The sequence below is a fragment of the Streptomyces sp. NBC_00016 genome (assembly GCF_045040885.1).
Taxonomy (GTDB): Bacteria; Actinomycetota; Actinomycetes; order Streptomycetales; family Streptomycetaceae; genus Streptomyces; species Streptomyces coriariae.
In genome coordinates, this window is sequence record NZ_CP108304.1 from 4,364,097 (window position 1) to 4,384,717 (window position 20,621).

Genomic DNA, 20,621 nt, shown 5'->3' on the forward strand with positions numbered 1-20,621 from the left:
TGACCTAGACTTACCCACGGTAACCTTACTCCAGAGTAAGCACCCGGTACGAGGTGTGCGCCGAGCCCGTGGGAGATCATCATGGCCGACCGCTATCTGAGCTTCACCGCCACGGCCCCCGGCCGGTTCCTCACGGCGCGGCTCGGGCTTCCACAGCCGGCCGCGCTCAGCCGCTGGACAGCCGAACGTCCTGGCCTGGACGGCCACTTGCTGCACCTCACGGCCGGCGGACCGTCCGGGCTCGACCTCGCGCCGGTCCTGGCCCGCACCGGACTGCCCACGGCCACCGAAGCAGCCGGAGCCACCACCGGATCCACCGCCGGGTCCGCCACCGGGTCGCCCGGTCCCGCCGCCGTCGTCCTGGACGCGACCGGTGTCCGGGACGTCGACGCGCTCGCCGAGGTCCACGCGGCCCTGCACCCGGTCGTACGGTCGGTCGCGGCGAGCGGGCGGGTCGTCGTGCTGGGCGCTCCCCTGGACGCCCGGGACCACCACCAGTCGGCCGTGCAGCAGGCCCTGGAGGGCTTCGTACGGTCCCTCGGCAAGGAGATAGGACGGGGCAGGACCGTCAACCTCGTCCGGCTGACCGACGCGCCCGCCGCCGAGTCCACCCTGCGCTTCCTGCTCTCCCCCAAGTCGGCCTACGTCAGCGGCCAGGTGATCGGGGTGGGGACCGCCGAGGGGCCCGACGGCCCCGTCGACTGGACCCTCCCCCTCACCGGGCGCACCGCGCTCGTCACCGGCGCCGCCCGCGGCATCGGCGAGGCCGTCGCGGAGACGCTGGCCCGGTACGGCGCCCATGTCGTCGTACTGGACGTACCGCAGGCCGCGGAGGACGCCCGCCGGGTCGCCGCGCGGCTGGGCGGCAGCGCCCTCACCCTCGACATCACGGCCGCCGACGCGGGCGAGCGGATCGCCGCCGAGCTGCCCGACGGGCTGGACGTACTGATCCACAACGCGGGGATCACCCGGGACCGGCGGCTGGTCAACATGCCCGCCGAGCGCTGGAGTTCGGTGCTGGACGTCAATCTGGCGTCCGTGCTGCGCACCACGGACGCCCTGCTCGCCAAGGGCGCCCTGCGGACGGGCGGGCGGATCGTGGCCACCGCCTCCATCGCCGGACTCGCGGGCAACGCGGGGCAGACGAACTACGGCGCGAGCAAGGCCGGCGTCGCCGGTCTGGTCCGGTCCCTCGCGCCGCGCGCGCTCGCCGAGCACGGGGTCACGGTCAACGCGGTGGCGCCGGGCTTCATCGAGACGAAGATGACGGCCGCGGTGCCGTTGTTCATCCGCGAGGCGGGGCGCCGGATGAACTCCCTCGCCCAGGGGGGCCTGCCGGTCGACGTGGCCGAGACGACCGCCTGGCTCGCCCACCCCGCGTCCGGTTCGGTGAACGGTCAGGTCGTGCGCGTGTGCGGCCAGAGTCTGCTGGGGGCGTAGTGACCGGCACGGTGACCATCCTGTCCGGACCTCCCTCCCTCGGTCCGCTGCTCGCCCTCGGCGCACTGCGCTCGCCGTTCAAGCGGCCCCGGCCGGGCGTCGCGTTCCCCGGCACCGGCGACCGGCTCGTCCTGCCCGACCTGCGGGTGGACCTGGCCCGGCTGGCCGCCTACGAGCGGGTGTGCGGCTTCCCGACCGGCGAGGACTCCCTGCCGCTCACCTATCCGCATGTCCTGGGCTTCCCGCTGGCCATGCGGATCATGAGCGGCCGCGGCTTCCCGCTGCCGCTGCTCGGCCTCGTCCACACGTCGATCGAGATCACCCGCCACACCACCCTCGCGGCCACCGGCAGCTACGAACTCACCGTGCACGTCGAGCGGTTGGCCGCGCACCGGCGCGGGACCGAGGCGGTCGTCGTGACGGAGCTGCGGGACGGCGGCACGGTCGTGTGGGAGTCGACGAGCACGTATCTGGCCCGGCACCGCACCGAGGCCGCGCCCGCCGCGCGGGAACCGGAGCCCGACCCGCTCCCCGTGCTCGACGAATGGCGGCTCGCCGCCGACGTCGGACGGCGCTACGGCGCCGCGTCGGGCGACCGCAACCCCATTCACCTCCACCCGCTCACCGCCCGTCTCTTCGGCTTCCCCCGGGCCATCGCGCACGGCATGTGGACCGTGGCCCGCTGCCTCGCCGCACACGGCACCCCCCAGGCCGTACGGGTACGCGCGGAGTTCCGGGCACCGGTCCTGCTGCCGGGAACGGTGACCTTCGCGGCGGACGGCGAGCGGTTCGAGCTGCGCGGGACGGGAGAGTCGGGACGGGTGCATGTAAGCGGCCGGGTGGCCCCGCTGACACGGTGACCGGGCCCGAGTGACGGGCGGCCCGAGTGACGGGCCCGGGGGTGCGGGCCCGGGTGTGCGGGCCCGGGTGTGCGGGCCCGCGTGACCGGCCCTGGTGACCAGCCCGGATGACCGGGCCCTGGTGACCGGTGCGCTGCTTCGTCGGGAGGGCGCCGACTGCCCTGTCCGTCGCAGCACGGCTCCGCCGGAGCGCCCGGTGGTCCTGCGCGATCGGCCCCCGACGCTGCCCTCGAGGTCCTTACCCCGGTCGCGTCCGGTCGAGCACAGTGGTGGGTTCAGATGGCTCTGTCGCTGAAGGGAGCGTCCATGCGCGCGCAGGACCAGGAGAACGACCTGGGTGGCAACCACCGGTCCAAGGCCGGGAGAGGCTCCGCACGGTCGTCGCTCACGGGACCGGCAGCGGGACTGCTCGCCCTCCAGCGCTCTGCGGGCAACGCGGCGGTGACGCGTGCCATCGAGGAACAGCGGCACGAGCACGGCCCCGGCTGTGGCCACGCGGACCGGTCGGTCCAGCGGGCCGTGGACACCGACGAGGCGCAGCAGGCCGCGGTGCAGCGCCGGGTGTCGCTGGCCGAGGTGACCGGATCCGGCGGCAGCGGTCTGGACCCGCGCATCCAGGCCAAGGCCGAGCAGGCGTACGGAATGTCGCTCGGTCATGTGCGCGTGCACAACGACGCGACCGCGCAGCGCGCGAGCGCCGACTTCCAGGCCCACGCCATGACCGTCGGCCATCACATCGTGCTCGGCTCGTCACGGGTGGACGACGAGACGATGTTCCACGAACTCGACCACGTCCGGCAGCAGTCGCAGGGCCCGGTGGCGGGCAGCGACAACGGCTCGGGTGTGAAGGTGTCCGACCCGGGCGACGCCTTCGAGCGCCAGTCGGCCGCCAACGGGCGTCTCGTCGCGCAGGGTTCGACCCCCGACCTCTCGCTGCCCGGCTCGGCGGGCCACGGGGCTCCGGTACAGCGGGCGGCGACCGGGACCGCCGAGCGGCAGAGCGTGCAGCGGATGCCCACGGCCCCCAGCGGCGTGACCAAGTCCAAGGCCAAGGCCAAGGCCAAGGGCGGCAGCAAGAAGACCATCGCGCAGGCGATCACCAGGGCACTCGTGGACGACTACGGCTGGAAGGAGTACGGCGGGGCGCAGAACAAGACCGTGCACCTGCCGATCGCCTCCGATGCCCCTCCCGAGCACGCGGTGAAAGAGGGGCTCTTGGGTGCCACGATGAGCGCGATGTACCACGGCACCGACAACATCCGGAAGGAACGCTCCTTCTCCGCGGAACGTCCGGAGCAGGCCCTGCGCTGGATCTCCACCGTCACCTTCAACTACCTCAACGACCTGCGCAAGCAGCCCGAGGAAGTACAGGCGGGCGTGAGCGGCGTCCAGCAGGAGGGGCCGGACGGCGCCGCCATGAGGTACCAGCTGTACATCTCGTCGAACAAGGACGGCGCCAACAAGGCACTCTCCGACCTGTACGAGGGCAAGGCCAACGCCAAGGCGTTCCTCACCGCGATCCTGGAGGCAGGCGAGCCGAACCTCTCCAGCCGCACGGCGCGCGAGCAACGGCACGCCCAGAAGCTGGCCTCACGTCTGCTGGGGGACAGGGAGGGCATGGAGGCGTACGGAGCGGTTCTCCAGGCTCTCGGTGGCTCGGTGAGCGTGCCCGCGAAGCGGGAGGACGCCGCCACGGACGGCCTGCACGCCGAGCGCCGCATCGTGGAGAGCGCGCCGGCGGGAAGCGTCTCCGCGATCGCCGGGGTCAAGCGGCCCTGCATGGTCTGCTACATGGAGCTCTTCCCCGGCGACGCCTCCAAGCGTCCCGGCCCCTACTGGCCCAGCAGGGCCGCCAACACGGGGAGGTTCGACTACACCCTCGACATGGCCCCGATGCTCGCTCGCAGCATCAATGAAGCGGCGGTGAAGGGCGGCGGCACGCATGTCAGCCTCCGGGTCGACTGCGAGGGCCAGGATCGGGTGGACACCGGGTACGGTTCCGAATCCGACTCCTCGGCCTCCGACAGCGAGCAGGCCCCGATGCTGGTACCGGCGGAAGCGATGGATCTGAGCTGAGGCGACACCCCGAGGTCCTTGCCGCGGGGCCTCTCAGGCCTCCGGTGGGGCCCAGGGCCGCCCCTCCATGAGGTTGCCCAGGCCTGCCCAGGCGAAGTTCATCAGGGTCGCCGCCGCCTGCCGGGCCGTGGTGCCGTCGGCGGTGTTGGCCCAGGCGGCGAGGGACTCGGCGGCGCCGACCAGCGCCTCGGCGAGTCCGGCGACCTCTCGTTCGGGCAGGTCGGGGTCCCGGTGTGCTTCCCTGGCCGCGACCACGATCAGGTGCGTGACGAACGCGACGATCTCCTCGCGCATCGCCGTGACCTCGGCGGCGAAGGGCTCGCCGTGCGTGCGGGCCTGAAGATGCAGGACGGACCAGGCGTGCGGATGCTCGGCGGTGTGCGCGAAGAACGCCCGCAGACCGTCCCAGAGTTGGCGGTCGGCGGGCAGGTCGGTGCGGACGCCGGTGCGCACCGCCGCGACGAGCGCCTTGGCCTCGCGCCGGATGCAGGCGGTGAAGAGGTCTTCCTTGGAGTTCAGGTACAGGTACACCAACGGCTTGGACACGCCCGCGAGTTCGGCGATCTCGTCCATGGACGCGGCCATGTACCCCCGGCGGCCGAAGGTCTCCACGGCGGCGTCCAGCATCTGCTGCTCACGGACCGCACGCGGCATCCGCTTGGTCTTCACGGTCCCCATGGACACAGCGTAGTTGGGCCCGCTCGGGTCCCCGCTCGGGTCCCTGCCCGGCCGTCCCGCCGCGCGACGCGACTACGAGGTCTGCGCCTGGCTCTGCGGCCGCGTCGCCTCGTCGATCGAGGCGTCCTCCTGGGACTTGTTGGCCTCCAGGTTGGCCTTCATACGGTCCACCCGCTGCACGACGTGCACCGAGGCACGGTCGCGCTCCTTGCGCAGCACCACGAAGCTGATCGGCGCGGAGATCACCAGTGAGAGCAGCAGGATCCACATGATGTTGGAGTCGCCGAGCCCGCGGGGCACGACGCCCGAGTAGACGAGACCCCAGACGACCACGAGGCAGCCGGCGAAGACACCGAGGCGCATCAGTGTGTAGCGGAGCATGTCAATCCACTCTTCCGAATCCAAAAGGGGCCGTCATCCAGTGAAGCACGCCGGGGTGCCGATCTTGCATCGGGGTGCGAGCGGTCGCGGCGGTCGCGGCGGTCTCAGACGTCACAGCGGTCACAGCGGTCACGTCAGGGGCAGCAGCATGATGATGTCGTCGCGGTCGTCGCCCGGCGCGACCCGGATGGCGCCGGGCACCCGGCCGACCTCCTTGTAGCCGCAGGAGCCGTAGAAGTGCTCCAGGCCGAGTCCGCCGCGGCAGGTGAGCCGGATCGCGTCGATGCCGTCGAAGGCGCGGGCCTCCTCGGCGGCGGCCGCCAGCAGGTCACGGCCGTAGCCCTTGCCCTGGTGCCGGGGGTGCACCATCACCGTGTAGAGCATCACCCAGTGGGTCTGGAGCCGGTGGGTGTTGAAGCTGAGGAACGCCGTCGCCGCCACCTGGCCGGCCGCGTCGTGTCCGACGAGCAGCCGGGTACGGCCCTCGGCCATCTGGACGAGGTGGCGGACCAGTTCCGGCCGGACCGTCTCGCGCTCCACCGGCGCCACGAAGCCGACGGCTCCGCCCGTGTTGGAGACGTCCGTCCACAGGTCGAGGATGCCGTCACGCAGGGCGGGGGTGACGGCGGGGTCGAGAGTGAAAGTAAGGGCCACGAAAGGATGGTAATCCTTACGCGGCCCCGACTTCCCAGTCCCTGCTCCTACCGCCTCAGACCCGCATCGGCTGCGGCGACTCGCGGAGCGCCGGGTCGGGGCCGTCGTACTCGCGGATGATCTCGTACCGGGTGTTGCGCTCCACCGGGCGGAAGCCGGCGTCCCGGATGAGGTCCAGCAGGTCGTCGCGGGTCAGCTTGTTCGGGGTGCCGTAGTTGTCGGCGTCGTGCGTGATCTTGTACTCGACGACCGAGCCGTCCATGTCGTCGGCGCCGTGCTGGAGCGCGAGCTGCGCGGTCTGGACGCCGTGCATGACCCAGAAGACCTTGACGTGCGGGACGTTGTCGAAGAGCAGCCGGGAGACCGCGAAGGTCTTGAGGGCCTCCGCGCCGGTCGCCATCTGGGTGCGGGCCTGGAGCCGGTTGCGGACCTTGCCGTCCTGCATGTCCACGAAGTCGTGCTGGTAGCGCAGGGGGATGAAGACCTGGAAGCCGTTCGTCTCGTCCTGGAGCTCACGCAGGCGCAGGACGTGGTCGACGCGGTGGCGGGGCTCCTCGATGTGTCCGTACAGCATGGTGCACGGGGTCTTGAGCCCCTTCTCGTGCGCCAGCCGGTGGATGCGCGACCAGTCCTCCCAGTGGGTGCGGTGGTCGACGATGTGCTGCCGGACCTCCCAGTCGAAGATCTCGGCGCCGCCGCCGGTCAGCGACTCCAGACCGGCGTCGATCAGCTCGTCGAGGATCTCGGAGGCGGACAGCCCGCTGATCGTCTCGAAGTGGTGGATCTCCGTCGCCGTGAACGCCTTCAGGGAGACGTCCGGGAGCGCGGCCTTCAGCTCCCGCAGCGAGCGCGGGTAGTAGCGCCACGGCAGGTTCGGGTGCAGGCCGTTGACGATGTGCAGCTCGGTGAGGTTCTCGCCCTCCATCGCCTTGGCGAGCTTCACCGCCTCCTCGATGCGCATCGTGTACGCGTCCTTCTCGCCCGGCTTGCGCTGGAAGGAGCAGTAGGCGCAGGAGGCCGTGCACACGTTCGTCATGTTGAGGTGCCGGTTGACGTTGAAGTGCACGACGTCGCCGTTCTTGCGGGTCCGCACCTCGTGCGCCAGTCCGCCCAGCCACGCCAGGTCGTCCGACTCGTACAGCGCGATGCCGTCCTCACGGGTCAGCCGCTCACCGGCCCTGACCTTCTGCTCCAGCTCGCGCTTGAGTCCGGCATCCATGCCCACACCTCTCTACGACTTCTCTTCGACTTCCTACGACGCCACCGACCGCCAACCGTACGCCCCCACCCTTCGGGCGGGAGGTACCCCCAGACGGCCCTGAAACGGGCCTACACCTCTTCGGGAAGCTCCCCGACCCGGTTCTCCCACTTGGTGGAGAGCACGATGGTGGTACGGGTCCGGGACACGCCCTTGGTCCCGCTGAGCCGCCGGATGATCCGCTCGAGACCGTCCACGTCGTTCGCCCGCACCTTGAGCATGAACGAGTCGTCGCCGGCGATGAACCAGCAGTCCTCGATCTCGCTGAGGTCCTTCATCCGGTTCGCCACGTCCTCGTGGTCGGCGGCGTCGGAGAGGGAGATGCCGATGAGGGCGGTGACGCCGAGGCCGAGCTGGGCGGCGTTCACCGTGGCGCGGTAGCCGGTGATGACACCGGCCGCCTCCAGCCGGTTGATGCGGTCGGTGACGCTGGGTCCCGACAGACCGACGAGGCGTCCCAGCTCCGCGTAGGAGGCCCGGCCGTTCTCCCTCAGGGCCTGGATGAGCTGCCTGTCCACCGCGTCCATGCGATCGAAGCCTTCCGATGAGGAGAGATGAGGAGTGTGGGGGGAGTTCCTGAAACGGGTGTTTCTGAAGCGGGTGTTTCTGAAACGGGTGTTTCTGAAGCGGTTTCCTGGAGCGGTGTTCCTGGAGCGGTGGTGCGTGCCGCCCGCGCCGTCCGTGCCGCCCGACGCTCAGGCGGGAGGACGGGAGCCGCCGCCGATCTCGCCCTTCCAGCGGCGGTACAGCCCGTGCCCGACGCCCGCCGCGTCGAGGACCCGCCCGGCGACGAAGTCCACCAGGTCCTGGATGTGGGTGGCGCCCGCGTAGAAGGCCGGGGAGGCCGGCACGACGCTCGCGCCCGCCTCGTCCAGGGCGACCAGATGACGCAGGGTCTGCCCGTTCAGCGGGGTCTCCCGTACGGCCACGACCAGCGGACGCCGCTCCTTGAGCGTCACGCTCGCCGCCCGCTGGAGGAGGTCCTTGGAGAGCCCTAGGGCGACCCCGGCCACACAGGCGGTGGAGGCGGGCACGATCAGCATGCCCTTCGTGGCGTACGACCCGGAGGAGGGCCCGGCGGCCAGGTCCCCGGCCGCCCAGTACCGCACCCGGTCGCCCCCGCCCTCACCGTCGAGGTCCACATCGAAGGTGCCCGGCTTCCCGTCGGCCCCCCGAGCGAGCCATTCCCGCAGGTCGTCGCGCCAGTGCGCGTCCCGGAAGGAGATCCCCGTCTCGTCGAGCAGGGTGAGCCGCGAGGCCCGGCTGACCACCAGGTCGACGCTCTCTCCCGCGGCGAGCAGCGCGCGCAGCACAGCGGCGGCATAGGGCGTACCGGACGCCCCGGACACCCCCACGATCCAAGGCACGCGCTGCGTTTCTCCTGCGTTCACACCTTGAGCGTACCGGTGGGCGGAGAGGTCTTCAGGACCGGTCGGCCCCGGAGCCCGCGTGCCCCCTTCGCTCCCTGCGCCCGCCCGTTCACCCGGACGGAGTACATGGCCGGATCACACGGACCGCCCGGCCCTAGACGGTGAGCCCCCGCACCAGCAGGTCGATCAGCGCGCACCCGAACAGGCTGATGCCGATGAACCCGTTCGTCGAGAAGAACGCCCTGTTCAGGCGGGTCAGGTCGTGGGGCCGCACGATCGTGTGCTCGTAGACGAAGGCCCCCGCGACGATCACCAGGCCGAACCAGAAGAAGGCGCCGGCGTCGGTGGCCAGGGCGTACCAGACGAACAGGGCCGTCGTGATCGCGTGACAGACCCGCGCCCCCCAGACCGCCGCCGGGATGCCGAAGCGGGCCGGGACCGACATGACGCCGACCTCGCGGTCCGTCTCCACGTCCTGGCAGGCGTAGATCAGGTCGAAGCCGCCGATCCAGATGCCCACCGCCAGGCCCAGGATCACCGCGTCCCAGGACCACTCGCCGGTGATCGCCAGCCAGCCGCCGATCGGGCCCATCGCCTGCGCCAGGCCGAGGATGGCCTGCGGGAAGTTCGTGAAGCGTTTGCCGTACGGGTAGACCACCATCGGGATCACCGCGATGGGAGCCAGGGCCAGGCAGAGCGGGTTCAGCAGCGCCGCCGCGCCCAGGAAGATCACCAGGGCGATCAGGGCGCCGGTCCAGGCGTGCCGCACCGACATCGCGCCCGTCACCAGCTCGCGGTGTGCCGTGCGGGGGTTACGGGCGTCGATCTCGCGGTCGATGATCCGGTTGACCGCCATGGCGAAGGTGCGCAGGCCCACCATGCAGACGGTGACCAGCAGCAGCCTGCCCCAGTGGATGTTCTCGTCGGTCTGGAACATCGCCGTCAGCGCGGCGATGTAGGCGAAGGGCAGCGCGAAGACCGAGTGCTCGATCATCACCAGCCGCAGGAAGGCCTTGGTGCGTCCTGGCTGCGGCAGCGCCGCGGAAGCGGAACTCACAGGCCGTACTCCTTCCAGCGGCGGTCGACCTTCGCCGCCGTATCCGGGTCGGACAGCACCATCTCCGGCCAGCCCCCGTCCCGCGTGTACCCCTCCTCGGGCCACTTCCGCGTCGCGTCGATGCCCGCCTTGCCGCCCCAGAACTGCTGGTAGGAGGCATGGTCGAGATGGTCGACCGGGCCTTCGACGACGGACAGGTCGCGGGCGTAGTCGGTGTTGCCGAGCGCCCGCCACGCGACCTCGTGCAGATCGTGGACGTCGCAGTCCGCGTCGACGACCACGATCAGCTTGGTCAGGGACATCATGTGGGCGCCCCAGACCGCGTGCATGACCTTCTGCGCGTGCTTGGGGTACTTCTTGTCGATCGAGACGATCGCACAGTTGTGGAAGCCGCCGGCCTCGGGCAGGTGGTAGTCCACGATGTCCGGGACGATGATCTTCAGCAGCGGGAGGAAGAAGCGTTCCGTGGCACGGCCCAGCGGGCCGTCCTCCGTCGGCGGCCGGCCGACCACGATCGACTGGAGCAGCGGACGCTTGCGCATCGTCACGCAGTCGATCTTCAGGGCGGGGAACGGCTCCTGCGGGGTGTAGAAGCCGGTGTGGTCGCCGAACGGGCCCTCCGGCAGCATCTCGCCCGGCTCCAGCCAGCCCTCGATCACGACCTCCGCCTGCGCCGGCACCTGGAGCGGGACCGTCTTGCAGTCGACCATCTCGATCCGCTTGCCCGCGATGAAGCCGGCGAAGAGGTACTCGTCGATGTCGCCGGGGAGCGGGGCGGTGGAGGCGTACGTCACGGCGGGCGGGCAGCCGAAGGCGATCGCGACGGGGAGCCTCTCGCCCTTGCGGGCCGCGACCTGGTAGTGGTTGCGGCTGTCCTTGTGGATCTGCCAGTGCATGCCGATCGTGCGCTTGTCGTGGCGCTGGAGGCGGTACAGGCCGAGGTTGCGGATCCCGCTCTCCGGGTCCTTGGTGTGCGTCAGGCCCAGGTTGAAGAAGGAGCCGCCGTCCTGCGGCCAGGTGAAGAGGGCGGGGAGGGCGTCGAGGTCGACGTCGTCGCCGTGCAGGACCACCTCCTGGACGGGGGCGTCCTGGGGCTTCACCTTCTTCGGCGGGACGTGCGTCATCGCGCCGAGCTTGCCGAACGCCTCGCGGACGCCGACGAACCCGTGCGGCAGCTCGGGCCGCAGCAGTCCGCCGATCTTCTCGCTGATCTCGGCGTAGGACTTGAGGCCGAGAGCCTTCAGGAGCCGTCGGTCGGTGCCGAACACGTTCATCGCGAGGGGCATGCTCGACCCCTTCACGTTCTCGAAGAGCAGCGCGGGGCCACCGGACTTCTGGACCCGGTCGACGATCTCCCCGACTTCCAGATACGGATCGACCTCAGCCTTGACGCGCTTGAGGTCGCCTTCGCGTTCCAGTGCCCTGAGCAGGGAACGAAGATCGTCGTAAGCCATGTGTCCCAGTATCGCCGAGGCCCGTCCGGCGCCGACGCGCGCCCCGCACTACGCCCCCGCACCGCCTCGCGGGAACGTTTTCCGCCACCCGCTACCCTGGCCCGGTCACCGGGGCGCTCCCGCGCCCCCGTCGCCGTCACCGTCTCCTGGGGGAACCCGCCACCATGCTCAGGTATCTGCCGTTCCTGCTGGTACTGGCGCTGTGGATCTACGCCTTCATCGACTGCCTCAACACCCCCGAGGAGGAGGTGCGGGGGCTGCCGAAGGTGGTCTGGGTCATCATCATCCTGCTCTTCGGCGAGGTGCTCGTCGGTCCGGTCGCCTGGCTGGTGGCAGGCAAGGCGCGCCGCGCGCCCGTGGGCGGTAACGCTCCGGCCGAGTCGTCCCGCGGCCGACGCGCCGAGTGGGTCGCGCCCGACGACAACCCCGAGTTCCTCAAGTCCCTCAAGGAGAACAAGGAAGAGGACAAGAAGGACGACGAGGCTCTCCTCAAGGACTGGGAGGCCGACCTGCGCCGCCGCGAGGACGAGCTGAAGCGCCGCGAGTCCGGTGAGGACCCCCAGCCTCCGCAGGCCTGAGACACGCCGACGGCGCCCTGCGGTCTCGGTGAGACGCGGGCGCCGGGGCGTGGACGCGAGGGGGGCCGCCGGAACGGGCGACCCCGGGGCGGGGACGGATCCTAGGCGGCGTCGTGTTCGACGGACCTGGGCGAGCACTGGGGAGCGTGCTGCCAGTAGCAGCCGACCTGGACGAGTCCGTACCGGTAGTCCGAGCCGGTGCCGGCGACGGGCCGGGCGTCCCGGCCGAGCGTGCGCAGGATGTCGCGGGCGTTGCCCTTGCAGTGGCCGGAGGTCAGGCACACCGCGGCGGAGCCGGTGACGAAGGGCGCGGCCATGCTCGTGCCGGAGAGGAAGCCGTAGTCCTCGCCCAGCGGCGTGGCGCGGGTGGGGAGTGTGGAGAGGATGTCGGCGCCCGGGGCGGCGATGTCCACCCACGACGCTCCGTAGTTGGAGAAGGACGCCCGCTGGTCGAACACGGTGGTGGCGGCGACGCTGATCGCCTCCGGGTAGGCCGCCGGGTAGTTCAGCGCGGTCGTACCGGCGTTGCCCGCGGAGGCCACCACGGCGACGCCCGCCTGGGTGGCCAGCCGGACGGCCTGGTGCACCAGCGGGCTGTCCACCGAGGTTCCCAGACTCAGGTTGGCGACCCGGATGTTCTTCGCCTTCGCGTTCTGGGCGACCCAGTTCAGGCCCGCGATGAGGTCGGAGAAGAGACCCGAGCCGCTGTCACCCAGGACCTTGACGTTCCACAACCGGGTGCCGGGGGCGGTGCCCTCCGCGCCGATGCCGTTGTTGAGCGCCTGGATGATGCCCGCGACGTGCGTTCCGTGGCCGTGGAGGTCGTTCGCGCCGGGCGAGGTACTGAAGTTGGCGTTCCCGGCCACCCGCAGGTCCGGGTGACCGGCGTCCACGCCGGTGTCCAGCACCGCCACCCCGACCCGGGCGGCCTCCGGCACCCGGAATCCGTGCTCGGAGCCCGCCACGGCGCCGATCCGGAACAGGCCCCACTGCCCGGCGAGCAGCGGGTCGCCCTTGTACGCGACACCGCCCCCGTCCGGCTTGCCCGTCCGCTGTCGCGGCGCCTGGAGCGAGGAACCGGCGACCGGTTCGGGCAGGGACACCGTTTGGTCGGGTTCGACCGAGGCGACCTGCGGGTCGGCGCGAATGGCCTCGATCTGGTCCGCGGTCGCCTCCAGGGCGTAGCCCTTGAGAGTCGCCCCGTCCACGGTGGCGTCGAAGACATGGCGCAGCCGGCTCCCGCCGTCCGACGCCTGTCCCTTCGCCTGTTCCTCGGCGACCTTGCCCGGATCGGTGACCGTGTCCTTGAGCTGCACGATCCACCGCTCCGCCGGAGCGGGCTCGGCGGCCTGCGCGGAGCCGGGCACGACCGCGGCGGCCGTGAGGGCCGACAGCGCGGCACAGGCGACCAAACCGTTACGGAGCGGAATCTTTCCGAGTCTTCGCACCAAATCCTCCACACCCTGCACACCGAAGATCGACAAGGTAGGACAATAGGAGCGGCCGCATGTTCCCCGGAGGCGACTCACTCGGGATCACCCGGACCGATCGTCGAATCACCTGATCGGCCGCGCGGGCTACGCTGACGCCGACAGCAGCGCGACCGAGGACAGCCGTTCGATGAGCCCCGAGCAGCAAAGCGGCCAGGCCACCGCCGAGTTGACGCAGGACGCGACGGTCACCGAGCCCAAAAGGTCCGGCCCGGCGGCCGGCCGCCCGCTGCGCTCCGTCGACCTCGCCCGCCTCGCCGGGCTCTCGACCCAGCAGATCCGCAACTACGAGGAGGCGGGCGTCCTGCCGCCGGCCGAGCGCACGGCGTCCGGCTACCGCACCTTCACGGACGTCCACCGGCAGGCGCTCACCACCTACCGGACGCTGGTGAAGGGGTACGGGCCCGTGGTGGCGGCCCGGATCATGCGGACCCTGCACGCCGGCGACGTCCCGGCCGCCCTCGCCCTCGTGGACGCCGCGCACGCCGCGCTGCACGAGGAGCGTGGCGCGCTGCGGGCGACCGGCGAGACCCTGGAAGCGCTGGGCCCGGCACCGCCGGTCACGGCGCGGACGCGGCGGGAGGCCGGGGCACCGCCCCCGGCGACACCCCGCTCCGGCCTGCGCATCGGCGAGGTCGCCGCGCTGCTGGGCGTACGGACGTCGGCGCTGCGCGTGTGGGAGGCGGCCGGGCTGCTCAGCCCGACGCGTCAACGGGGCACCGGATACCGCGTGTTCGGCCCCGCCGACGTGCGCGACGCCCGGGTGGTCGACTCCCTGCGACGCGGCCACTACCTGTTCCGGCAGATCCGCCCGGTGCTCGAGGGCCTGCGCCGGGAGGGCGGCGGCGAGCCCCTGCGGGCGGCGCTCACGGCCCGCGGGGAGGCGCTGACGGCCCGCACCCACGCGATGCTGGAGGGCGCGGGCGCCCTCCACGGCTACCTCGCCCGGGTCACCGCAGCCGGGAGGACGACAGGATCGACAGCAGGTGGGCCGGGACCATCACCCAGGTGATCGCGGCGATGGCCGCCAGCGCCCAGCGGGTGGGCCCGACCCCGCCGGTCGCCGCGTCCAGGGCGGCCACGGCCAGCAGGACCAGGGAGGCCTCGATGCCGTTGGTGACCCGGTGGATCTTGAAGGCGGCGGCGAGCCGGCGCAGCGAGGCGACGCCCTGGGAGCGGGGCGCGGTGGCCTCGTCGTCGGCGACGGCGAGGCCGCGCCGGGCCCGGGCCACGTCCACCAGGTCGGTCGAGGCCTTCAGCAGCACCACACCGAGCGCGGTCGCCAGCCCCAGCGACACCCAGCCGTTGAAGCCCGCCCAGCCGCCGAGGCCGGACTCGGCGGCCCGGAAGCCGAAGCCGATCATGAGTGCCGCGTCGGCCAGATAGGCGCCGAGCCGGTCGACGTAGATGCCGGTCGCGCTGTTCTGTCCCTTCCAGCGGGCGACCTCGCCGTCCACGCAGTCGAAGAGCAGGAACAACTGCATCAGGAGCGCGGCGAGCACGGCCCCCGCGAGACCGGGGACGAGCAGCGCGGCGCCGGACAGCACCCCGCACACCACCATCGTCCAGGTCAGCTGGTCCGGGGTGACCCGGGTGCGCACCAGCTGGCGGGTGAACCGCAGCGAGACGCGCCGCATGTAGAGGCGTCCCGCCCAGTGCTCGCCGTTGCGGCTGGCGAGCTTGGCCTGCGGCTGGCAGACCTCCCGCAGCTCCTCCAGAACAGGAGCAGCAACCATGAACTTTCCTTCCGCCCGGGGCTCAACTGCCGCGCCTGCGGCGGTGATCGGCACAGGTTACTTGACCCGCTCCCGGACATTTCCCGGGGGATTCCGGCCCGGTCGAAAGCGGTGTCCCGCCCCGCCCGGCCACACGATCGCGTGAGCGCCCGCGTCGGCGCGGATCCCTCCGGGAACGGATCGGGGTGAAGACACGCACCCTGTCGAGGAGGACCGTATGGATCGGGTGGATCAGGCGACGGCACGGTCGTGGCTCGCCACCGCCGTCGCAGAGGCGCGGGCCGGTCTCGCCGAGGGCGGCATCCCGATCGGCGCCGCGCTCCACGGCCCGGACGGCACCCTGCTGGGCCGCGGCCACAACCGGCGCGTCCAGGACGACGACCCCTCGATGCACGCGGAGACGGCCGCCTTCCGCGCGGCGGGACGCCAGCGCTCGTACCGCGGCACGACGATGGTGACCACCCTGTCCCCCTGCTGGTACTGCTCCGGGCTGGTCCGCCAGTTCGGCATCTCCCGGGTGGTCGTCGGCGAGGCGAGCACCTTCCACGGCGGCCACGACTGGCTGGCGGAGCACGGCGTCGAGATCGTGCTCCTCGACGACTCCGAGTGCATCGCCCTGATGCGCGACTTCATCGCGAAGAACCCGGCTCTCTGGAACGAGGACATCGGTGAGTAACCCCCCTGCCCGCACCCCCCGCGCCCCCCGCACCTCCCGTATCCCGGCCATCGACCTCGGGCCGTGGCTCTCCGGCGACGCCGACGCCCGCGCCGCGATCGCCCGTACCGTCGACGACGCCCTGCGGACCGCCGGGTTCCTGCTGGTCACCGGGCACGGGGTCGACCCCGCCCTGCGCGACCGCATCCGGGAGGCCGCCCGGGCGTTCTTCGTGCTGCCCGCCGACGTCAAACAGGCCTACGGCGCGAAGGTCGGGGGCCGCGGCTGGCTGGGGCCGGGCGCGGAGGCCAACGGGTACTCGGAGGGGACGAAGACCCCACCGGACCTGAAGGAGTCCCTGACCTTCGCCACGCACGAGCCCTTCGACGACCCGGTGGTCAACGCGGAGTGGTACGCCCCGAACGTGTGGCCCGCGGAGGTGCCGGAGCTCCGGGGGCTGTGCGAGGAGTACCTGACCCGGATGGGTGAACTGGAGAAGCAGCTGCTCTCCCTGCTCGGGGAGGCCCTCGGCCTCGGAGCGGACTTCTTCTCCCGGCACATGGACCACCCGACCTACGGTTTCAACATCAACTGGTATCCGGGTACGGAGGTCGTCGGGGAGCCGCAGCCGGGCCAGTTCCGGATCGGCCCGCACACCGACTTCGGCACCGTCACCATCCTCGACCGGCAGGCCGGCAGGGGCGGGCTCCAGGTCTGGACGGACGAGGGCGGCTGGGAGGACGCGCCCTTCGACCCGGACGCCTTCACCATCAACATCGGTGACCTGATGGCCCGCTGGACCGGTGACCGGTGGCGCTCGGGCAGGCACCGCGTACTGCCGCCCCCGGCCGACGCGCCGACCGAGGAGCTGATGTCCCTCGTCTACTTCGGCGAGTGCACCCCGGGGACGCTCGTGGAGTCCGTCCCGGCGCCCGTCGGCCGGGTGGCGTACGAGGCGGTCGACTCGCATGTGTATCTGCGGGAGAAACTGGACTCGATCACGGTGGAATGACGGCCTCATTCCGCTCACGTCCGGAAGTTTCGTGACCCAACGGACACCATGCGATCTGGCACTTACCAACTCCCTCTCCTTACCCTTGCGTTGGGAACCGAGCCCTGGGGGAGGTGCGCGGTGCACAGACGGTTGTACGGGCGTGGCGCGCTGTTCGACGTCGAGCCGGCCGGTCTCGTACCGCGACTCGTGGGGATCCGTCCGTACGAGCTCCACGCGGAGAAACCCGAACACCCCGCAGGGCCGCCCCTGCTGGTGCTGGCGGGCGGCCGGGGTCTGGGCAAGAGCGCGGTGCTCGCCGAGTTGTGGGACGCCTACACGGAACACACCCGCAGGGGCGAGGCCCGCAGACGTACCCCGGTCGCGTTGATCGACTGCGAGGACGAGCAGTTCGCGCGGCCGCCGCACGAGGAGAGCCCCGAGTCCTGGTCGCCGGTCTGGCAGGCGCTGCTGGTCGTCGCCGAGCAGCTGACGGAACCGGTGCGGGCGGCCGGGCAGCTCACCTTTCCGCGGCTGACGGCCGGGCTGGTGGCGGTCCGGGCCAGCGACTGGAGCGGCCGGACCGACTCCGACCGCATCCGGCGGGAGCTGGTGCGGATCCTGCTGCTGAACGAGCGCGCTTCCCGGTTCAGCCTGGCCGGGCGGTGGGCGGCCAAGGTCGCGTCGAAGGTGATCGCGGCGGCGAGCGGCGGGGGCCCGTTCGTCGCGGCGACCGTCGAGGCCACCCTGGAGGCGCTCTCCGAGGGCGTCACGCACCGCAAGGAGCAGAAACCGGCCACCTGGTACCGCTCGTATCCGAACGCGGGCGGCAACGCCAAGCGGGGACTGCTGCTGCTCGCCGGGAACTTCCGGGCCGGCGGCACCTCGCGCGAACACGCCGAGCGCTGGCTGGTGCGGGCGCTGCTCGCCGACCTGGCAGAGGCCTACTCGGGGCTCGGCTCGCATCTGACCCGGCTGGGCCGGCCGCTCGTGCTGCTGGACAACGCGCGGAGCGGCCCCGGCCCCGGGCTGCTGGACGCCGTCCTGCGGGACCGGGCGGACGGGGTCGCCGACCAGGTGGTGTGGGTGGCGACGGTACGCGGCGCGAGCCATCCGGCGCTCGGCGACGCCGTACGCCGTGAACTGCCCGAGGTGGCCCGGGCCACGGACTGGGAGCCGGGCAGTTCGCCCTCCTCGCGGGCACTGCTCGTACCGCTGCCGCCGCTGTCCCCCGACGACACCCTGCACATGGTCGGCGCGGTCTGCGACGACACCGAGCCGCCGCCTGGGTTCCCGCACGCCACACACCGGCTGACGGGCGGCAACCCGCTCGGGATCGTGCTGCTCGCGACCGCCGCCCGGCAACACCCCGGGCGGGCGGCCTCCTTGGGGCGGCTGCTCACCGCGAAGGTCAGGCTGGAGGAGGGGCAGGCCGACGACGGCAGGCCCGCCTACGCCGAGTTGCTGGGCCGCCTGGTCCCCGCCGACCGGCTCGACGAGCTGACGGTCCTCGCGGCCGCCCACGACCACGACTCCGCCGTGGCCCTCGCCGACGCCCAACTCCCCGACGACTTCGGTTCGTCGGGCGTCCGGTCACTGCGGGCGCGGCTCGCCGCGGAGGGGCTGCCGGCCGCGCCGGGCCACTTCGTCGGCGACCCCTTCGCCCGCACCCTGCTGCTGCTCCGGCTGCACCACCGGCCCGCCGACCACGCCAAGTGGCGCGAGGTGCACGAGACCCTGATCCGGCACTACACCCACGCCGGCGGCCAGGACCCGGACGACCAGGACCCCGCCCACGCCCGCTACCGGCTCTACCACGAGCTGGCGCTCGGCGACACGGCCGGCGCGGTGGCCTACCTGCGCGACACGTTCGCCGGCCTGCGCACCCGCACCTGGCTGGAGACCCTCCGGTTCCTGGCGTCCGCGCCCTACTTCCACGCGCACGACGCGGCAGGCCGCGACTTCGACGGCCGGGGCGACCGCCGGGCGGCGATCGCGCTGGGCCGCACGGACGCCGGCCAGGAGCCGCCGGAGGGCGTGAACGCCGCCCTCCACCTGCGGATACGGCGGCTGCTGCACGCCGTCTGGCAGGTGACCGACCCGCTGGTACTGCCGGACCCGAAGGTGTGCGGGCGGCTGGAGTTCGAGCTGCTCCAGCTGTCCGACCAACGGCCCGCCGGGGGCGCGCTGCTGTTCGCGACCTCCCAGACCTGGCCCCGGGACGCCCTCGCGGGCCGTCCGCTGCGCATCCCGGCCGAGGACGACGACGGCGACACGGACGGCGACGGGCACGGACCGGACGACGGGGACGGGGTGGCGTGATGGCCGACGGGGACGGGGTGGCGTGATGGCCGACGGAGTCAGAAGCCCGCTGGTGCGGTGGCTGCGGGAGATCTGGGAGATCCGCCTCTACCGCTATCTGGCACTGCTGATCACGGCCGCCGTGCTGACCGGGCTGGTCTTCGCCGTGCGGGCGGTCACCGACGAGGACCGGTCCTGCGCGCCCGGGGTGGCCCGTCCGGCCGGCAGCGACGAGTGCGTGGGCGTGGCCACGGGCGCGTACGACTTCGGGCATCCCCAGCTGCGGGACGCGGTGCGGGCGATCGACCGGGAGAACGACCGGCTCAAGGCCGGCGGTTACGTCACCGTCGCGCTGATGCTGCCGTACACCGCCTCCACCCCCTCGACGCTCAGCGACATCCAGCACGAGGTGCAGGGCGCCTACCTGGCCCAGTGGCAGGCCAACCACACCTCCAACGGCCAGGCTCCGGCGATCCGCCTGGTGCTCGCCAACCCGGGTGCCACCAGCGACCACTGGGAGACCATGGTCGACCGACTGGAGCGGATGGCGAAGGGGGCCGACCGGCTGCGCGCGGTCGCCGGGGTCGGGCAGAGCACCGACAACAACAAGAAGGCCGTGGCGGAACTGACCCGGCGGGGCATCCCGGTGGTCGGCGCCTCCATCACCGCCGACAACCTCGCCAACGGGCAGCACGGCAAGGACCCCTTCCCCGGCCTGGCCCGGGTCTCCCCCACCAACACGGACGAGGCACGCGCCCTGGCCTCGTTCGCCAAGGTCGACGCCGGCCGGGCCCTGCTGGTGTACGACAAGCCGGGCGACCCGTACACGCGGACGCTCCAGACGTCGTTCGCCGCGCTGCTGAAGGGTTCGCCCTACGAGCCGCAGCCGTTCACCCCGCCCGCCGACCGCACCCAGGAGGGGACGACGGCGAACACCTTCCGGCAGATCACCCACCTGGTGTGCGACACCTCCGCGGAGACCGACACGATCCTGTTCGCGGGCCGGCACACGCAGTTGCGGCAGTTCGTCAACGCGCTCGGCACGCGCGGCTGCCAGAACCGGAAGTTCACGGTGCTGACGGGCGACGAGGGCTCGTACCTGTCCGGCGACAAGAAGCTGGACCGCACGGCCCTCACCCACAACCTCTCCGTCCGCTACACCTCGCTCGCCCATCCGGACGCGTGGGTGAACGCCCCCGTGACACTGCGGGGCGGTTCGGCGGCGGACGCGAAGGTCCTCACCGACCTCCTCGCCCGCAGCGCCCGCGAGCCGGTCGGCCCGATCGGCGACATCGCCCTGGAGGACGGCCAGCTGATCATCGGATTCGACGCGATGACGCTGGCCGTGCACGGCATCCGCGAGGCCACGCCCGACGGCGCGACCGTCCCGCCCCTCGCGGACGTCGGCCTCCAGTGGCCGCAGGTCAAGGGCTCGCTGCGGGTGAGCGGGGCGAGCGGCTGGATCTGCCTGGACGTGCACGGCAATCCGTACGACAAGGCCGTACCGATCGTGGAACTTCATCCCGACGGCGGCTCCCGCTTCGTCCGCATCGCCTGGCCGGAGGGCAAGCCCCCGACCACGGAGTGCCTGCCGCCGTCCTGACGGCTCGACGGAAAAAGGCCGGTCCCGTGACCCTGGGTC

Annotated in this window: 19 protein-coding genes; 9 read left to right on the forward strand and 10 right to left on the reverse strand. The window is 72.0% G+C overall.

The features are described from left to right. The first annotated feature begins 81 nt into the window (after positions 1-81). The 3 genes from OG933_RS19280 to OG933_RS19290 all read left to right on the forward strand — a co-directional run bounded on the left by OG933_RS19280 (position 82) and on the right by OG933_RS19290 (position 4,376). Positions 82-1,440, forward strand: coding sequence for a 3-oxoacyl-ACP reductase (locus OG933_RS19280; RefSeq protein ID WP_405627986.1), 1,359 nt, complete (start codon positions 82-84; stop codon positions 1,438-1,440). Continuing rightward, positions 1,440-2,300, forward strand: coding sequence for a MaoC family dehydratase (locus OG933_RS19285; RefSeq protein ID WP_405627988.1), 861 nt, complete (start codon positions 1,440-1,442; stop codon positions 2,298-2,300). Before OG933_RS19280 ends, OG933_RS19285 begins: the two co-directional genes overlap by 1 nt. Positions 2,301-2,606: 306 nt before the next feature. After that, positions 2,607-4,376, forward strand: a complete 1,770-nt coding sequence (locus OG933_RS19290) for a DUF4157 domain-containing protein (protein WP_362518153.1) — start codon at positions 2,607-2,609, stop codon at positions 4,374-4,376. 33 nt (positions 4,377-4,409) lie between these two features. Here OG933_RS19290 and OG933_RS19295 read toward each other — a convergent pair whose 3' ends face one another. From OG933_RS19295 to OG933_RS19330, 8 genes are all read right to left on the reverse strand, one after another. Further along, on the reverse strand, positions 4,410-5,054 hold the full coding sequence (locus tag OG933_RS19295; RefSeq protein ID WP_057602770.1) for a TetR/AcrR family transcriptional regulator: 645 nt from the start codon (positions 5,052-5,054) through the stop codon (positions 4,410-4,412). 72 nt (positions 5,055-5,126) lie between these two features. Next, complete coding sequence (locus OG933_RS19300; RefSeq protein ID WP_362518157.1) at positions 5,127-5,435, reverse strand: DUF4229 domain-containing protein; 309 nt, start codon at positions 5,433-5,435, stop codon at positions 5,127-5,129. 129 nt (positions 5,436-5,564) lie between these two features. Next, positions 5,565-6,089: a GNAT family N-acetyltransferase gene (locus OG933_RS19305; RefSeq protein ID WP_362518159.1), complete on the reverse strand. Its 525-nt coding sequence runs from the start codon at positions 6,087-6,089 to the stop codon at positions 5,565-5,567. 55 nt (positions 6,090-6,144) lie between these two features. After that, positions 6,145-7,308 (reverse strand): aminofutalosine synthase MqnE, encoded by a 1,164-nt coding sequence (gene mqnE, locus OG933_RS19310; protein ID WP_020130098.1) that lies wholly within the window; start codon positions 7,306-7,308, stop codon positions 6,145-6,147. A 110-nt stretch (positions 7,309-7,418) separates the two neighbouring features. After that, entirely contained in the window at positions 7,419-7,874 is a 456-nt protein-coding gene (locus tag OG933_RS19315; protein ID WP_054238669.1) for an Lrp/AsnC family transcriptional regulator, read from the reverse strand. Positions 7,875-8,042: 168 nt separating this feature from the next. Further along, complete coding sequence (locus OG933_RS19320) at positions 8,043-8,714, reverse strand: UbiX family flavin prenyltransferase (protein WP_362518162.1); 672 nt, start codon at positions 8,712-8,714, stop codon at positions 8,043-8,045. Between the two features lie 157 nt (positions 8,715-8,871). Next, positions 8,872-9,774, reverse strand: a complete 903-nt coding sequence (mqnP, locus tag OG933_RS19325; RefSeq protein ID WP_362518165.1) for a menaquinone biosynthesis prenyltransferase MqnP — start codon at positions 9,772-9,774, stop codon at positions 8,872-8,874. Beyond that, on the reverse strand, positions 9,771-11,228 hold the full coding sequence (locus OG933_RS19330) for a menaquinone biosynthesis decarboxylase (RefSeq protein WP_405627991.1): 1,458 nt from the start codon (positions 11,226-11,228) through the stop codon (positions 9,771-9,773). Before OG933_RS19330 ends, mqnP begins: the two co-directional genes overlap by 4 nt. A 164-nt stretch (positions 11,229-11,392) precedes the next feature. On the opposite strand from OG933_RS19330, the gene OG933_RS19335 reads away from it, so the two are divergent. Then, the gene (locus OG933_RS19335) at positions 11,393-11,806 is read left to right on the forward strand and encodes a PLD nuclease N-terminal domain-containing protein (protein WP_362518170.1); all 414 of its coding nucleotides are present in this window, start codon (positions 11,393-11,395) and stop codon (positions 11,804-11,806) included. A 101-nt stretch (positions 11,807-11,907) separates the two neighbouring features. Here the strand turns inward: OG933_RS19335 and OG933_RS19340 are convergent, their stop codons facing one another. Further along, positions 11,908-13,254: a S8 family peptidase gene (locus tag OG933_RS19340; protein ID WP_362518173.1), complete on the reverse strand. Its 1,347-nt coding sequence runs from the start codon at positions 13,252-13,254 to the stop codon at positions 11,908-11,910. A 172-nt stretch (positions 13,255-13,426) separates the two neighbouring features. Between OG933_RS19340 and OG933_RS19345 the strand changes: the two genes are divergently transcribed. Next, the gene (locus tag OG933_RS19345) at positions 13,427-14,308 is read left to right on the forward strand and encodes a MerR family transcriptional regulator (RefSeq protein WP_405627993.1); all 882 of its coding nucleotides are present in this window, start codon (positions 13,427-13,429) and stop codon (positions 14,306-14,308) included. Here the strand turns inward: OG933_RS19345 and OG933_RS19350 are convergent. Continuing rightward, the gene (locus OG933_RS19350) at positions 14,247-15,032 is read right to left on the reverse strand and encodes a CDP-alcohol phosphatidyltransferase family protein (protein ID WP_020130090.1); all 786 of its coding nucleotides are present in this window, start codon (positions 15,030-15,032) and stop codon (positions 14,247-14,249) included. The two genes, OG933_RS19345 and OG933_RS19350, sit on opposite strands and share 62 nt — an antisense overlap. 217 nt (positions 15,033-15,249) lie before the next feature. Between OG933_RS19350 and OG933_RS19355 the strand changes: the two genes are divergently transcribed. The 4 genes from OG933_RS19355 (at position 15,250) to OG933_RS19370 (ending at position 20,582) form a co-directional block, all read left to right on the forward strand. After that, entirely contained in the window at positions 15,250-15,708 is a 459-nt protein-coding gene (locus OG933_RS19355) for a nucleoside deaminase (RefSeq protein WP_362518180.1), read from the forward strand. Next, positions 15,701-16,699: an isopenicillin N synthase family dioxygenase gene (locus OG933_RS19360; RefSeq protein ID WP_405627997.1), complete on the forward strand. Its 999-nt coding sequence runs from the start codon at positions 15,701-15,703 to the stop codon at positions 16,697-16,699. The genes OG933_RS19355 and OG933_RS19360 overlap by 8 nt, the downstream gene beginning before the upstream one ends. Positions 16,700-16,819: 120 nt before the next feature. After that, on the forward strand, positions 16,820-19,000 hold the full coding sequence (locus OG933_RS19365; protein WP_405628000.1) for a hypothetical protein: 2,181 nt from the start codon (positions 16,820-16,822) through the stop codon (positions 18,998-19,000). A 25-nt stretch (positions 19,001-19,025) separates the two neighbouring features. After that, positions 19,026-20,582, forward strand: a complete 1,557-nt coding sequence (locus OG933_RS19370) for a hypothetical protein (RefSeq protein WP_405628002.1) — start codon at positions 19,026-19,028, stop codon at positions 20,580-20,582. Positions 20,583-20,621 lie beyond the last annotated feature (39 nt).

Excerpts from the sequence above, each read along its gene's own strand:
- OG933_RS19280 (WP_405627986.1), top strand. The coding sequence starts at position 82 with ATGGCCGACCGCTATCTGAGCTTCACCGCCACGGCCCCCGGCCGGTTC.
- OG933_RS19350 (WP_020130090.1), bottom strand. The coding sequence starts at position 15,032 with ATGGTTGCTGCTCCTGTTCTGGAGGAGCTGCGGGAGGTCTGCCAGCCG.
- mqnE (WP_020130098.1), bottom strand. The coding sequence starts at position 7,308 with ATGGATGCCGGACTCAAGCGCGAGCTGGAGCAGAAGGTCAGGGCCGGT.
- OG933_RS19290 (WP_362518153.1), top strand. The coding sequence starts at position 2,607 with ATGCGCGCGCAGGACCAGGAGAACGACCTGGGTGGCAACCACCGGTCC.
- OG933_RS19370 (WP_405628002.1), top strand. The coding sequence starts at position 19,026 with ATGGCCGACGGAGTCAGAAGCCCGCTGGTGCGGTGGCTGCGGGAGATC.
- OG933_RS19330 (WP_405627991.1), bottom strand. The coding sequence starts at position 11,228 with ATGGCTTACGACGATCTTCGTTCCCTGCTCAGGGCACTGGAACGCGAA.
- OG933_RS19345 (WP_405627993.1), top strand. The coding sequence starts at position 13,427 with ATGAGCCCCGAGCAGCAAAGCGGCCAGGCCACCGCCGAGTTGACGCAG.
- OG933_RS19335 (WP_362518170.1), top strand. The coding sequence starts at position 11,393 with ATGCTCAGGTATCTGCCGTTCCTGCTGGTACTGGCGCTGTGGATCTAC.
- OG933_RS19300 (WP_362518157.1), bottom strand. The coding sequence starts at position 5,435 with ATGCTCCGCTACACACTGATGCGCCTCGGTGTCTTCGCCGGCTGCCTC.
- OG933_RS19295 (WP_057602770.1), bottom strand. The coding sequence starts at position 5,054 with ATGGGGACCGTGAAGACCAAGCGGATGCCGCGTGCGGTCCGTGAGCAG.
- OG933_RS19315 (WP_054238669.1), bottom strand. The coding sequence starts at position 7,874 with ATGGACGCGGTGGACAGGCAGCTCATCCAGGCCCTGAGGGAGAACGGC.
- OG933_RS19355 (WP_362518180.1), top strand. The coding sequence starts at position 15,250 with ATGGATCGGGTGGATCAGGCGACGGCACGGTCGTGGCTCGCCACCGCC.